This is a genomic window from Thiomicrospira microaerophila (assembly GCF_000934765.1).
GTDB lineage: Bacteria > Pseudomonadota > Gammaproteobacteria > Thiomicrospirales > Thiomicrospiraceae > Thiomicrospira > Thiomicrospira microaerophila.
Genome location: NZ_JYNN01000011.1, coordinates 13867 through 31325, shown reverse-complemented (window position 1 = coordinate 31325; position 17459 = coordinate 13867). Strand labels below are relative to the sequence as shown.

The 17459-nt window shown below is 47.9% G+C and carries 1 protein-coding gene (running past both ends of the window); it reads left to right on the top strand.

Positions 1-17459: part of an LEPR-XLL domain-containing protein coding region (locus NA59_RS05805; protein WP_198401061.1), annotated on the top strand (this coding region is incomplete at its 3' end). The annotated region is longer than the window, extending 22676 nt past the left edge and 13866 nt past the right edge; the window shows 17459 of its 54001 annotated nt.

Sequence of the window (17459 nt, the reverse complement as noted above, 5' to 3'; positions counted from 1 at the left end):
CGTCGATTTAGATGACGGTAGCCGCTCCTCTGTGGCCTTGATGACGTTTGCCGAAGAAGATTTAAACTTCTTTGCCGGTTCAGGTGATGTAGGTTTTACCCTTGAAGAGGCTAGCTTTGGTTTAGGGATTGCGGTTCAACTCTCTGATCCAAATCAATTCTGGTTGAGTGCAAAAGCCTCCGCTAGCACAGTGGGTTTTACTGGGATTGATTTACTCACCGTGAAAGCTGACCAGGTTGACCTGGTGATTAATACCGTATCTAAAAATGGACGGTCAATCGACTTTTCAAAAGCACCTATGACCTTATCGCGTGGCTTAGGGGTGCGTGTCGGAGACGTCGAAGTCGGTTCTGACGACTCTGACGACTTAACGAATATCGTATTTGATATGAAGGGGCAGAAACTCGGGGTGAGCGGTAATCTAAACTTGAACTTGTTAAATGTGATTCAAGTTGATGGCTACTTTACGTTTGCAAATCAAATAGAACAGGTTGCGCTAACGGATGGTACCACCACGCGCGTCGATGCGATGACCTTTACCGCTGAAGATGCGAATGGCTTTGTAGGGGTTGATTTAGGTGGGGGTAGCCGATTTGGATTTGAGATAGCCGATCTTGATTTTGGCTACGGATTGGTTACCGATCGCGCTAACCCTACGCGTCAATGGTCAATGATGCAAGTGGAAGTGGGTGAGTTAGGATTTGTCGGTTTACCCGGTATCGAGATGCGTGCGCAAGATATTGGATTCTCCTATTTGCAAAATCCAATAGATGGATTGGGTCTTAATCTTGAACTGACGCCCTTGAGTTTCGGTAATCTTGATTTAGGGTTCGACATAGGTTTACCCGAGCTGGGTCTAGATATGAGTCTTTTAGACTTAAGCATGCCGAATTTAGCGCTTGAACTGGGTTGGGATGTCAATATTGACTGGCCACAAGTTACCCTGCCAGAGTTAGCGATAAAGCTGCCAGATTTAAATATCCCCGGGTTGAATGTTAGCTTGCCTGCATTGCCGATTATGGATTGGCCGAGTATTGGTTGGCCAGACTTAACGCTGGGTGAGTTATTCCCAGACCTAGATTGGCCCAACTTATCCCTGCCTGATTTATTAGCCCTGTTAAATGAGCTGAAACTGCCCGAGTTTGAGATATCCTTCGATTTTGGCGCCATACCTGATTTTGGATCGATGCTCAAGTTTAATGGACAATTTGATGTCGATTTCTTTGGGCTGATGCAGTTTAGCGATTGGCTAGATATAGAGCTTGAATTTGAAACCCTTGTTTTAAGCGATGGCACGCTGCAAGATGTGATTTACTTTACCTTTGGTGCCGCCGGTCAAGATATCTATGCTGGCACGGGCACGCGTGACGATGGTGCCGGTGTCGCAATCGATAATTTGGATATGGCGGCGGCGCTGGTCATAGGCTTAAGTGGCGATGTATGGGTATCGGCTATAGGCACCAGTGACTTTGCCGGATTAGTCGGTATTCCAGGCTTAACGCTGCAAGCGGATGCGGTGGATTTGATCATTAACACCGCCGATTCACAAGGCCGTGTGATTGACTATAGCGCGAAGAATTTAGAAATTCCGTTGGGAATTGGTGCAAATGTTGGTGGACATGAAATCGGTGGCGAATCAACTTTAGTGCTTGATATTGATGGCTCTAAAGGGCAAGCGATGGATATCAACTTGCTTAACGCACAGCTTTCCGTGTTCGACTTTGCGCACCTGAGCGGTGACTTCAGCTTTAGACTCGGTGAAGTCGATAATGTTCATGTTGCAGGCAATGATTTAATTTATGGCGCAGGCAATCTCTTAGTTGGTCATCGCTTTACAACAACCGAGATCGTCGGTAGCAATCTAAATGCCTTTGTGGGTATCGGCACGCCCTATTATGGCGTGGGTGAGCCAGATGGCGCGGTCGGAATTTATGCGGCCGGCGTAGACTTTGCCTATGTTGATTTTTTAAGCGTTGGATTGAGTGATTTCCAAACCTTTAAACTGGATATGGCGCAGGCGGGCTTTATCGGTTTAGACCCATTATTGACAGCGGAGCTAACGAATATTAGCGTCGGTATGAACAAGTCTAAGACCGCATTGGATGGTGGGTATATTGACTTCAAAAAAAGCTTTGGTGATCAAGGATGGGGCGTTGAAACGCTGGGCGAAAGTGTTTACCTAGATTTTAATGGACGTCTTGACGCGTCTGCGCGCGTGGAACATGCTAAGCTTTCTGTGGCCGAGTTCTTGCATCTTGAGGGGTCTTTAGCCTTTAGCGCCGGTGAAACCAAACAGCTCGTTAGAGCCCAGCCTGGTTTCTTAAGTGATTTTGGCGTTGACGAACTGGTTCATGATGTCGATATTCTCACGTTTGGCGCTTCAAATATGCGTGGTTATGCCGGTGTCGGTACACCCGGTACGGATGAATTTATTGGTTTGACGGTAGAAGACGTAGACCTTGGCTTCTCGTTGATGACCGCATCCGGTTTTGGGGGTGTGCGTATTGATGCGCTGAGTTCGATTTTGCCAAAATATATTTCATTGCATGCCACGGTAGGTCAAGCAGGCCTGGTTGGGATGGAAGAGGTTTTAGCCGCCCGTTTAGAGGGTATTGAAATCAATATTAATACCTCGACATTACTGGGGATCCCGCCGTTATTGCCGATGCCTTATATTGATCTAACCCAAAGCTATCAGCCCGCGTTTGCATTGAGCGAGATGCTTGACTTACCTGAGCTCCCATCTGTTCCGACGGTGCCAGGGTTTAATTTTGGTGGCATAGGCTTATTCATTAATACCGCAAAAGATATTCTTGAAAACGGCATTACTGTCGGCAGTGGCAAGGTCTTTGGTGAGCAAGGCCTGTTTGTGGATACCGGTAACAATGAAAAGCCGATTTACCTCAGTTTTAATGAAGAAATCATTCAAGCCAAAATTGAATACTTCCACGGAGAGCTAGCGGGCATGATGCAAGTCGCCGGTTCGATGGCGATGACCAAACGCGGTAGTGAAACCGTTACGTTGACGAATAACAAAACACGCGACCTGACTTCATTGGCGATTGGATTGAGTAATGTCTACGGCTTTGTTGGCGTCGGTGGTTATTGGGGCACGAATGCAGAAGGGCGTATTGACGGAAGCATAAAAAACACCTCGGCGGTGGGTTTGGCGGTTGAAGATCTGAATGTCGGTATTTTGGTAATGGCCGATGTGGACATCACCAATCCGGCGGCCTATGCGGCGATTTATGCTGACTTAACCAAAGCAGGCCTGGTTGGCGTGGAAGGCGTGACCCTAGAAGCACGTGAAATTGAATTGAATCTTAACCAAGTGCTGTTCAGTGATGACATGGCAGCGATTGACTTTAGCAAGTCCACTCACGAACGTGCGGATGGCACGATAGGGCAAGGTTATCGAATTGAAACCGGCAACCCTAACAATGCAATCATACTTAATTACAGCGAACGCCTATTGCGAGTACAGGGCGAAGCGGCGTTTGCATTGTTTGGTATGGCCTCACTTGATGGTGCGTTTGAATTAAAAGTCACCGATGATGAAATGTCACTGTTTATTGATGCTTCCGCTAATATCGGTGGTTTCTTATACGGTGAAGCGCAAGCCTTGCTGGTGATGAGTAGTGAGGGTGTGGCCGCACGCTTTGAGGTGAAGGAGGTGGTGTTAGATTTGGGTGCGGTTGCGCTTGAAGTCAGAACCCTGACTTTTGTGATGAACGCCACAGGCAAAAACGTTGTATATAACGTGCCTCAAGCTTTCCAAGACAGTCGTAATTTACCCCCTCAGTTGGAAATCAGCAATATACCGCCAAACAAAAATCAAGAGGTTGATTTCTATTTAGCTGTGTACGGCGAAGGTTCTTTATCGATACTCGATGCATTAAAGCTCGACGGCGGTTTTAGCATGTTGTTTAGTGTTGATGAAGCCAACAATGAGGTCGTAACCGAATTAAGCATCAATATGACGCTGGACTTACCGATTCTTGAACCCCTTTCGGCCACCGGAACGCTTGGACTGGTTGTGGGCTCGGACGCTGGCATTTATGGTAGCCTCCAAATTGGTGCGCCGGGTGGTTCACCACTGATTAAGGCCGGCGCACTTGAAATTGGTGGTAGCTTCCTGCTTCAAATCAACACTACCAGTTCAAACCGCCAAGTGAATGGTTTAAAACTGGATCAAGCTGGACAGGTTATCCCAGGCCAGGTTGAGCAGGTGACACTTGAGCCCACGATGCTGCGTCTTTCAGGCAGTGCGTATGTCAACCTGCCAGCAGGTCTTCAAATGAATGGCGCAATGGATCTATTGATTAACGCCGAAGGTTTGCAAGCTGAGCTCGATATGATAATGAACCTTGGTGAGTTTGGTGCGCTCAACGTTCAGGGCGCAGCCGCTATTTTGGACACGTCTGAGGGCGCTGTTTTTGCCATGCGCGCGCAAATGGGCGTGGGGATGAACTTAGGGATTGCAAGTATTAGTGGTCAAGCGGAGCTGCAAATTAATACCAGTAATACCACCCAGTATGCCGGTGTTGCGGCTGGGACAACCTTTGCACTAGACATTCAGGGCGCATTAAAAGTACTCGCCTTTGATATTGATTTTAAAGGCGGTATGCGTTTAGTGGATAGTGTCTTCACCTTAAGTATTGATCAAGCGAGGCTCGATTTCTTTGGTGTGATGCAAGTTGATGTGTCAGGTTATTTTAACTCTAAAGGTGAGTGGCTCATCAGTGGTGATGTCAACTTTGGCTTGGATTTCAAGGTCATTGGTGTCGATTTTGGTTTATCCTTGATGCTAGGGTACGAGTCAGGGGAGACCATTATCAGTGCATCGGTGTACGGTGGTGTTTGGATTAATTTAGATTTAGGGTTGTTTTCTATTAATAAAACCTTGGCTGGTTTTGCTGGACAGATAGAGCTGACCGATGTCAGTGCCTTGTTAAATGTTCGTGTAACCGTCGTGGGCATCTCTGTCGGCTTTAGCCAACTTTGGAAGCTTGGCCCTGATCCAGTAATTGCTGTGCAAGCCGGGGATGTGTTGTATTTAAATGCAGGCGATGAGTCTGGCCGTTACGGTGATGCGCGTTATGACGATATTGTTAACGAGTCGTTCTTCCTTGAGGCGATTCCTGAGGGCGATGGATACAAATCAGGCAGTGTTTCGGTTAGCGCCTTGGGTCAAAATAAAACCTTCCATGGTGTTAAACGCATTGTTGCGAATACAGGCAGCGGTAATGACTTTATCCATATCGGTCGTGGTATTGATGCGATATTGGAGATTAACAATGACCCCGATAAACCCGCTTCAGGCAATAACATTATCAATGCACTCGGTGGAGCAGCGGGCAGTATTATTCGTGGGGGCACGGGAAGTGATACCTTCTTTAGCGGTAATGTCTCGGGCATGGCGTTTTATGGTTTGGCTGGCAACGACACCTTTATTGGTGGCGACGGCTCCTCTATTATTGACATGGGTACAGGTAATAACACCATTCAAGTTGCGGGTGGGCGCGATATTATTAATGTCAATGACGCAAACAAAACCGTCATTACCCTGAGCACAGGGCAGCAAATTGTTAACGCCAACAATGCGACATCGCTTGAAATTTATAACGCACAAAACGATACGCTCAACCTTAGAAATATCCAAAATGCTGTTATTGAGCTTAATAGTGGTGCCAATACGATTTACACCGACTGGATAGGTAACATGAACATAAAAGGTGGTGCGGGTCATGACCGCCTTATTTTTGATTCATTAGCCAGCACTCAATCCATTACACTCGGTGATCATAACCTGCGTTATCTAGATAGAAACTTAACGTTCGATTCTAATCTCGACTATATTGAAATCAACGATACCTCAAGCCTAACTAGCCTGACAGGTGGCGAAGCGATTAACTGGGGGCGGACGGATTTGCACCTAACCAGCGCCGGCGTGTTAAATGTAACCCAAGCTAGCTTAATTGCACCTCAAGCGCACTTTAATATCCAAGCTCAAGGGATCCAAGGCGTTTTAAACACCGAACTACGCGCGCTGACACTGATCAACACCGCCGAGGAAGCATCGGTGCGCGATATTGTTCTGCGTGAAAAAACTTCACTCAATCTATTGCAAGGCGGACGTGCGTTGGGGGCGCTGTATACTCAGCATGGGTCGATTGATGTTCAGCTTGAAGCGCGTCATGCGAATTTAACCTTGGTGTCCGGTGTGCTTCGTGCCGGAGCGGGTCAAGCGATTGAGTTGTTAGCCGATGATATCGACTTTAACTCAGGCGCAAACCAAGTCCAAGGCTCAGGGCGCTTGTTGATTCAAACCACCCATCTTGCCCAAAACTATCGCATTGGCGGTGCAGGCCAGTCTATGTACGGCAACGACTTTACGGCCGGGCCTGATAACGGCTTCCTAGATCTATCAATGAAAGACCTTGAAGCATTAAAAGAGGGCTTTACGCGGATTGACATTGGGCGTGAAGCAGGACTGGATGAAAAAACAGGGTTGATGTTGATTGGTGATGTCAAAGATGATGAAAAAGCCGCCTACGCCTACAATGCGATTCTGAAAGATACGGCTTATTTCCATGCACAGCGGATTAACATTGTGGGAGATGTGCGCTCACAAAAAGACGTGCGGTTCCAAGCGCGTTTAATTGAGGTCATGGCAACCAATATTAATGATCCATTTGGCGCACCCGATGCCGGTGTTATCGCGCCACAAATCTATTTTGTCGCCGATGAACAGATGATTGTTACTGGGCGTTTGATTGCCGATACCAAGCTGGATATTGAGGTCATCCGCAGTACAGGCCAAGATGTGATGGTCAGCTATGGTGCCGAGGCAAATAGCTTAACAGCTGATGTAGGTAGTACCTTAATTACCAACGATGATAATGCCAAGATAAGTGTACGCGCGGCTGGCTCGATTATCGTTGCCTCAGGATTTGAAGTCGGCGGATTTAACTCCAATATTCATATCGAAAGTACCGCCGGCGGGATTGTGGTACTGGAAGGCGCGGTCATTGCGGCGCGCCAGGCAGGTAGTGAAATTACATTAGACGCCCAAAACTACCTGCACTTAAGTGCAGGCAGTGCGGTGACGGCGGGTGCGCGTTTTGAATATCAAGGTTCTACGCCTATTGCGGTTAAAACAGGCGATAACGTTGATATACACCTCAAATCAACAGGTGAAATCAGACTCGATGGTTCGGTAACGGCATCGGGTGATATCAATATTATGGCCACCGCATCCAATGGTGATAATGCGGATTACTTCGATCGTCTGCCGGGCAAGGTAGCCGCATTCACAACACAAAAACTAAATGAAATTCGTGATGCCTTAAATCAAGGTGAAGTTCATTCAGATTTGCTTGCGCTTTTTGATGGAACACCGGCGTTGAGCCTAAACAAAGAAGGTCAGCCAACGGTTGTTTCGGTTGCAAATTATGTGCCCTTCTCCTCATTAGATCAGGCGGCACAGCGCGCAATTGCCGAAACACTCGGTTATCAAGTGCTCTCATTTGACCAAGGATTCTACTACAACCCGGCTTTGCCAGCTGAGCAACAAGTGCGTGAAACATTAAGCATTGGCTTACCCTATGATAAAACAGGCTATACATTCCATAGCGGCGCGGTGTTCTATAACCCGCAAACCGGTGCGCTAGTGTCCGAGCTCATACAAGGGCCGCGTGTTGACTATACCAACAGTGAAATTAATTGGGGCGATGCGGGCGTGCCTGCTGACAATGCCGCGTTTGAAAGTCTAACGCGTGCGCAAAAAGACAAGGTGGCACAACACCTAGGTTACGAGTTTGACGCCTTGTTGGGTACGCAGGATCAAGAAGGCCTGTATGTTAATTTTAGTGCCGCATCCGGTTATAAGGTCAGAGACGGATTTATCCAGGGACTGCGTGCGGATTATCAAAATGCCAATATCTATTGGGGTGAAGTGGACGCACCTGCCGATAATGCCAGCTTTGCATCCTTAACTCAAGCGCAGCAATCGATTGTCGCGCGTGCGTTAGGTTTTGAGGCTTATTTTGATGGCGCATGGCACAATCCACAGGCAAGCGTGGAGTCGCGATTGGTGGAATCTTTTGGTTCATCTCCTGTTGATTATGTCATCAGAACCCATGAGTGGGGCGGCAGTTATCAACCCGCTGACGAAGCTAGTTTTGAAGACTTAACCCTAGCACAGCGTCAATTAGTACTTGAGCATTTAGGTTATGAGGTATACCAGGGTACGGTTTACTACAACCCAAGTGTTGAGAGTGAAAAACAGTTAAAAGTCAGCTTTAGCGCGGATGACTATAGTTTAGATGACTATTGGTCTGAGGAGGATGAGGCGCGTCCGGTCGCGGGGCTTGGTTTTGAAGAATGGACCTTGGCGCAACAAAATAAAGTGCTCAATGACTTGGGGTACCGCTTATTTGAAGGCACGATTTACCATAAAGCCGATGCGCTGCAGCCATTTAAACTCACATTTGAGCAGGGTGAGGAAGGCGACTATCGTAACGAACTCGTTCTATGGAGTCGCATTGCTATTCCGGATGTAGGCGCTAGCTTTGCCGAGCTGGATGCCATGCAGCAAATTACGATTTTACGTGCAACGGGTTATGCCCACTACACAGGTCAATATTTCTACGATCCAGCGGCGCAAGCCGGCAAACAACTGGTCAATAGTTTTGTACAGGGCGTTGACTATCTAAATAGCGATCTGGATACGGCGGCGCTTGGTGACGCGGTCGCATCGAATCGTTGGGTGTTGCAAGATGCGGATGGGCAGCGTTATGTCATTTATGCAAACGATACATCGGGTAATGGCGAGATTGATCGCTTTGAAGTACAAACACCGCACGGTCTCTTTGGACAACGCGGTTTTGGTACCTTGATTACCGGTACGATTACCTCCTTAAAAGACAATGCTGACATTCTTGTATCCGGCGGAGAGCAGGATATGATTTTGCGCGGCAATATTATTCTTCAGGGCGACAATGCCAATTTAACGGTTCACTCGGATCGCTGGGTGTATTGGGAAGGACGTGCAGAGCTAACAGGTAACCTAACGATATTGGGTGGGTATGATGTAACTGGAGAAACGAACCTGAATGGTGTCAATAACAGCGCGGGTCATCCACTTGAGGGTGTCAGTGTCTTGATTCATGATACCTCTACCTTAACCACCAGCGGAGCGGGTAGCACCATTACGATTAAAGGCGGACAGGATGTTGAAGTGCTTGGTCGTGTTGTTGCCGGTGGCGAGATCGGTGAGCAGGGTATTGATTGGGCCGGCAAGGGTTCAGCGGTGCTGATAGAAGCCGGGCAGCGTATTAAAATAGACAGTGCGGTAGCCGCTGCAGAATCCGTCGTGTTGCGCACTACCCAGGTGCCGGGCGCAGGCGATGAGGGCTTGGGTGTTGATTTAACCGGCGTAGCCGGGCTATCGGTTGCAGGTTTAACCGATACGCAGGGGATGGTGCAGATTCAAAGTGCCGGTGATGTCCGCATCGTGGGTCGCATACTTTCCGGTGGCACGGTGAGCCAAACATTTAATGAAAGTGGCGACTTGCTGGCAGAAACAATTAGCTGGTCTGGCGCCGAGGCGGATGTACGGATAGCCAGTGGCGGACAAATTTATTTGGGCGGGATGGTGACTAACCCGTTTGGCGAAACATTTGAGCGCGGCGGATTGATTCGCGCGCATAATGCCGTTTTGTTAATGGGCGGTGAAAGTGCTGAGGGGGTTGGCATTAAATTGCCAGCGGCCTCCGTGATCTCAGTCTATGAGCGAGATGGACGCATCCAAATCGGCGGAAAAGGGGATGCTGAGATTTATGGTTTATTAATAGCGGGTGGCGAACTTATCGAGCACCGAGATAGCGAGGGTGAATACCTTGGGCAAACCGTCAATACATTTGGCGGTAACTCCAATATTGACATTATCGCCGATGGTCAGATTCGCATTACGCGTAGCCTAGAAGCGGGGTCGTTGATTAATGTGCGCGGCGGGCTAGGATTAGCGGATGGTGAGTTCCCGCACTATGGTGTTGTAATAGGCGGTACAGCGCAAATCAAGACCTGGTTGGCAGACAGTGAAATTAATTTAGGTGCAACCGGTGATACCCGTATTTTTGCGCCAGCATGGTCGAATGAATTGTTGGCGGAGGGCTTTGCGCAATTTGCGAGTGGTCGTCTCAGTGCGGATGTGGCGCTGGATATGGTGATCGATTTAGGTACGCACAAGGTTCAGGGTACCGTAAACCTAGCTGTGGCGGATACCCAAAATTTAGATGGGCTATTCGGGTTAGCGACAGCGCTACAAGCGGCGTTTGATGATACAGACTTTAAAGTGATTGAATCCTTAACGGGCACGCCTGCGCTTGATACGCAAGTTAAGCTAACAAGCCGTGAGCTTGAGTTAACAAGCCGTGAGCTTGAGTTTGGTCTGTTAGATGGACGTTTGTTTTTGACCAGTAATCATCGTATAACCCTCAATGCCGAGGGCTCTGTGGGCTTAGAGCGTTTAGGTTTTGCTGGGCAGCAGGCTCTAAACTCAACGCGTGCGTATACGCTGGATGCCGCGCAAGTGGGTAGCGTGATTAATCTTGGAAGCAGTTCACAGTCAAGTGGCGGATTGACCATTGGCGGTAAATTGCGTGCGCACAGCGGGATTAATCTATTAAGCACTAGCCAAGCCAGTGGTTATGAAAACTTTAACCTAACCCCAACCGGTGTGCTAGAAACCTTGTCAGGCAGTATTCAGCTTAACCCAGGTAACGATGGTGTTATTACTGGCGAAATTATTGCGCGTGGTGATAATGCACGTATAGATGTTTTTGCTAAAAATAGCTTGGCGTTAGAAGGCAAGCTAACCGCACAAAGTGGTATCAGTATCCAAGCTGGGTCAGCATTGGATGAAGGGAATTGGAGTATTTACACCCATCAAACCAGTCGTTTGACAACCCTAGATGCGGGGTCAAACATTATCATTCGTGGGTTTAACGATGTCATTATTGATAGCACGATTGGCAAGGCCGTGCCTGGTTCTGACGAGGTGCTTGATATCGGCTTGATCGATATACGTTCCGTATCGGGTGACTTAACACTGACCTCGGCAGGGGGTTGGATTGAAACCGGTGGCCAGTTATATTTATCGGGTTACAACACCTATATTGAAGGGGTGATTAAGAGTTCACGTGCTACGCCTGCATTGAATGATTTTGAAATCCAAATTTTAGCCACGAACGATATGAAATTCCAAGGCGATTTGAATCTTGCCGGTTCCTTGCTGCTAAAAGCAGGCGCGAATATGGATATCACCAGTACGCGTTTGTTAGCCGATCAAGACGGGCAGCGCCTATTGATTCAGTCTGGTGGTGACATGCGTATCGGCACCTTTGATCCGATAGCCGGTGAAGCCAGCTTAAACGCGGTGGTGTTAGCCGCTGATCAATCGGTTGTGATTCAAGCGCTCGGCAGTTTGACCATGGCATCGGATGCATCGGTGTTTGTGGCGGCGGATGAAGGCTTGTTGCGCATTGATGCTGACCAAGCCGTGATTGTCGGCAGCTTACGTGCGGGGGCAGCGTTTAGCGAGCAGGCTCCGGGTTATCAAACGGCGGGTGACAATACGCGCTTACAAATTACGACTTCACGTGGCTTGATACTCGGCGGTTTGGGTTTAAATGAAAACCATCAACTTGTCTCGACCGGTGCGCTATTGCATGCGTCGGGGGATATCCTGATTCGTACCGGCACGCACGCCGATGGAACAGGTCTTTCATTGAACAAGCACAGCAGTATTAGCACGACAGGCGACACATTAACCCTGCGCGCAGGTGGAAACGTGCACTTGTTTGGCACGTTGCAAGCCATGGGCGATGAAGGGGTTATCGCTGTGACGAGCCCAGCACAAGTGATTGTCGATGGTTTTATTGATGCCACAAAGGGCATCCTAATTACCGGCGGTGTGCATGCCAGTCGCGCCGGGATTATTATCAATGATTTGGTGTGGGACGAGGATGAAACCACGGTCTTGTCAGGTGGACGATTAAATACCGCCAGTGGTGGTGAGATTTCACTGGTGGCGGTCGACGGTGTATTTGTTAAAGGGATAGTGGGTCAGTCTGACGTGGTTGTGCTAGATGACATCCCTACGATTGCACCACGTACCGCTGATATATTTATCCGCTCAACATCTTCGGCGGTGACGGTAAGCGGTCAGGTTGATGCTTCGTCGAATGTACAGATAGAAGGTTTACAGGTGAATGTGACCCAAGATGCGCGTGTCTATGCATTGGGCGATGAGGCGAGTATCCGTTTATTGGCGAGTCAGAGTTTACTCGTTCAACATAGTGCCTCTGAAGATGCGCAAGCGGGTCATATTCAAGCGACAGCGTTTGTTCACCTGTATGCACCGACCTTGCGAATGAATGGTGTGGTCAATAATATCAGTGACAGCGGTCGCATCTTGTTGAGTAGTAAAGATTTGGTGCAGGTGACGGGTGCGATTCGCTCAGCCGGTACATTGGATATTCACGCCGGTGTGCAAGATAACTGGTCATTAACTAAGCTTGAAGGCTCGATTAATTTAACCGAATTGGGCGCGGGCAATCTCGCGCTAACCGGTCAGGGCGTATTGGACGCCAAGGGCAAAGCGAACCTGCTCGTCGGTGGCAATGTCCAAGTGCTTGCTGATACAGAAGTGGGCGCATTGGTCGATGTCTATATTCCTGTGATCCAAACCTTCACGCGAGAAGTGCAGGTAGTAACAGGTTATCAGCGTGTATCGCTTGGGCAAATTGAAGTGCCTGTGATTAGTTATGAAGAAAGCTTGATTAGTAAACAAGTCGGTACCAAGCAAGATGTGATTGGTAAATACAACTATCGGATGGATGTCACCTTAGAGCAGGTGGGCTACTACAATCCAAATGCGGCTGAAGGTAAGAAGTTCGTCGAAATTTTAATCGAAGGGGTTCACTATAAAAATAGTGAAGTCAATTGGACGAAAGCAGGGAATGATCAATTCCCCGATCGCACAGCGGAAGCACCCGGTTCGAATTATAAAGATACCTCCACCTATCGTACATTTAATCAGCTCAATGATGCGCAGAAACAAGCCGTGCTCAATCATACTGGGTTCAAAGCCTTGTTTGATTTCCACTACAGTGCAAACGGTACCGATGGTAAGGTGATCAAAGAACAGGTTGAAAATGGCACACCGACTAACCTAATCGTGGATCCTGATTGGAAGAACAATAGTAAGTTTATTTATCTGATAGATATTCCAGGCTGGAGCGACAAATTCGTTATTATGCCGGAAGGTGCTAACTTAGATATTCTGCGTGTAGTTAGCCAGAGCGAAGCGCGTTTCTTGACCGGCAGTAATACCTTAAATGGCCAAAATGATGGTACATGGGTGAGTGCGGGTGATGCGGGTGTGGAGTATGTCCACAGCTCGGGGACGAAGGTCTCCAGTTTTGTACATGGTCAAGCTTATAATGGCAAAACTTGGGATAATGACACCTTGTCTTGGGCGACTTATGGTGTTGATAAACCGACCACGACGGATTTTGCAAGCCTCAGTTTTGCACAGCAGCAGGCGGTAGCGAATTATTTAGACTACACCAAACAATATAGCGCCACCATGGGCGAATTGGTTGGGCGTTATCAAGACAAGGCGAAAGTTAATTATATTCAAGATCAATCAAGACTGACAGCTTCAAACTTTACGCCCAGTATAGATGATGCGCCGACATTTGTATCAACCTGGTGGGGGGGGTATATGGAGGGGGGGCAGCCGAACATCACCAATGGGAATGTTAGCGTAAGTGGTTTCTCGATAACGCCAACTAGAAGTGGGGCGCCATTTACGGTGACGGATGATGGACCCGGTCGTTGGGCCGTATCTTATCTCGATAACTCTGGAACGCGGACCTATTATGTATCCAATTTATTATCGCAAGCAGGGCAAGCTGGTTTTGTAAGTCATGTTGTGAACTATGATCCGACTTGGGCTTGGTCGGGTACCGCTAGTTCGCAAGCCACACTATCGAGCAGTTATGCCACTGACCAGTCTTGGACTGAACAAGTTAAAGATTCAGGAATTTTTGTTCTAGGGGGTGAGCGAACAGCGACTACACCTGGCTTTGACGCCGTAATCAATGCAATATCGAATAGCTTAGATAAATCACGTGCGACGAATGTGTTGTTTGCTTCGGCAGACTTTATCTCTGCGATGGAAACGGATACCTTAAGCTTTACCCTTGATCGAGAGTTGGCGCAAACAGTTAAAAATGCTGGATCGGTTAGATATCAAGGGTGGGATTACTTTACATATAGTAGTTTTAATGACACGAATAAATACAAAAGTTCAGATTACCCGAGAACCGATTGGGTTGGTTGGAACGCGAATGTAGGACGGGGAGCAAATTGGACAAGTCAATATAAAGATTCTCATTACAAAAATGGCGCGACTGTTGCGAATATCTGGCATGGACCAGAATGGCATGAAGGTAGGTTTGCTTCATCTAGTGCGTGGAGTGATGCCAATAACTATCGATTTAAGTTAATGTACGCAGGTAGTGAATGGCATTATATTGTGGGTGAAAGAAAGGTTGATGTGACTCATCAGATAACAGAGACCTTCTATGACTTGCGCTATAACTGGGAATCCGAATGGAAACCTATTTACGATACACGTATTCAGCTTAATTATGAGTTAGTTACACAGTCCAAAGATATTTTGGGGCGCGTAGCGGTATTTGAAACGGTGAAAACCGAAGTAGAAGTGGTTGAAATGGCACTTCAAACCGTTTGGGGAGAGGAGCCAGTTTACGGTACACGAATAGAAACCTTTGATGATAGGGTGTTGGTGTTATCTGGACAGCAGCAAAGCAGTGAGTTTACCACCGATTCTATTCGCGCTGAAACGCTGAATATCAGCGTGCGCGGCAATGCCACGCTGAGCGGTAAACTGGGTTCCGATACCAGTGTGACGATTCAAGCCAATAATTTAACGGTCGCCGGTATTATAAGCCAAGGTTCAGATTTACCCGCCGCTTCAAGCATCACGGCAGGTACCTCTTTAACCATGAGTGCCAATCAACAGTTAACACTGACGCCTTCTGCCCAGTTAGTATCGGGTGAGGATTATAATGTGTCGCTTAACGCGGGCGCAACGCTGCGCATAGCGGGCCATGTAGAAGCCGGTCAACAGGCGTTGCTCAGTTCAGGCGGTGATATCCATTTACGCGGTGATGTAGTCGCCACAACTAAGATTCAGGTGGTAGCAGGCGATATCGCGCAATCCAATACCTTGTCCGGTTCCATTTTGGGTGATAAGTTCGCTGAATTGACCTTGAGGGCCGACGTGGGTGAGGTCGTGCTCAGTGCGGGTTCAATGCTTGGCAATATTCATATGGATAAGTCTGTGATTGAAGCCAAAGACGGTACGGTAACGATGACGGCGCAAGAAGGTCGTGTTTATCACAATAGCGGTGGTTGGATTAATGCAGATACGATAAATATAACCGCGGCTCAAGCGATTGATGCCAATATTGATGCAGCGAAATTAACGGCTAAGCTGACTGAATCGGGCAATATGCAGGTGGTAAACCGTTCAGCCGCCTTAGAGTTGGTTAATGTTGAAGCATTCGATGGCTTTATTAACATTATTACGCTGGGGAATTTGAAAGCAACCCAGGTTAAAGCTTTGGGTACAAGTGATCGCAATGATATTGTGTTGCATGCTTATGGTGAAAACGCGATTTTAGAACTCGTCAATGTGTCCAGTGCCGATCGTGGGGATGTTCAGCTTTATTCCACGGGCACGATTCGCCATGCTACAGGTACGCTCAAGTCAGATGAGCTTGAGGTGTATGCCTTTGGCGCAATGGATCTTCGCACGGATGTGCGTCATGTGTATTTACAAAGCTATGAAGCGGGTGATGTTTCGATAACTCAATTAACCGGGCGCACGCTTAATTTAGCGGCGCTAAGCGTCATGGATGGGGAGATCAATGTCACCGCCCAAGAGGGCGATTTGATCGCCACCGATGTTCGTAGCCTAGCAAACTCGGCTGACAAAGGCGTGTTCTTAACAGCGACTAAAGGTAATCTTCGTGTGGGTCATGTCAATGCGGGTGCGTTTGCGGCTACTGAGCAAGCACGCGAAGCTCTAGTGGCCACGGACGGTGATCAAACTTTAACATCTCTTGGAGTTATAACCTTAAGTGCTATCGCGGATGGTAAGCAGGTGATTGGCTTGGATACCGCACATCACGTTAATCTTGTGGCTGATAAGCTAACAATCCATGCCAATGCGGGTGTGTTGAATTTATCCACGGCACTGAATCGCTTGGATAGTGTCACTAGCGTGTCAGGTGATATTGAGATTCGTGAGCGTGATAGTGTGGGTGAACGTTCAGCCGGCTTGACGGTGGGTATGGTGTCAACGAGTACCAGCGGTAAGGCGAAGGTTACGATTCAATCTGAAAAAACATTGCGTTTAACCGCTGATTCCAAAGTAACGGCTGACATCATCCGCTTGGTGAGTGAAACCGGCAATGTGATTGTGGCACAGCCTACTTCTGGCGACAGCTTAGATTATAACTATGGTATAGGGTTTAGTGCTGAACAAGGGACGTTAGACCTATATCGATTCTTTAATGCCACCGGTTTGATTGAATATCGTGCTGGTGAAGCCTTCCAGTTTGGTGCCGATAAATCACCTAACATTCCTACAAATAACCTAGCCGCAGATACGATTATTTTGCAGACCGGCGGTGTGTTATCCATTGAAGGCAGTTTGACAGCGAAAGATCATCTTGAGCTTGTGTCGGCCGCGAATGTATTGGTCAGTGGCAGCATTTTAGCGGCACCCGGTGCGGTGGATGGCAAGATTGGTCAATTAGTGATTAAAGCGACAGGCGATAATCCTGTTCGTAGCGCGATTGCACTGAATGCCGATGCTAGCATTGTTAGCGCTGCCAGTTCAAATAACGCGACTCACAGAACGGTAAATCTAACCGATGTACCTGTGCGTGTAGGCGATGCCTATGGCTTGGTGCTTGTAAAAGATGCGCAGCGTTTTAATCTTGTGCATATTGCACAAAGCAATGATACGACCAGTACTATTGCCGCATCCTTAGCCGCGAAAGTGGATGCGCTGGATATTTATGGCGCCACCAGCAGTGGCGCGCAGTTAACTATTACGGGTGCGGGTACCCATGAAATTACCTTCTTTGCAACCGAGACACAAAACTCTGGGTTTATTGAAGTGAATACGCTTGCCTTGCCAGCGAAAAAATTTGATATACGCGCCAAGCAAGATATCAACATCACCTTGACACAAGCCGATTTAGTGCTTGATGGCTTTATCGGGGGTCTGGTGGGCTTCAATCCTGCAAAAGATATTCGTATTGATGTGCAGGGGCATGATCTTCGGGTAT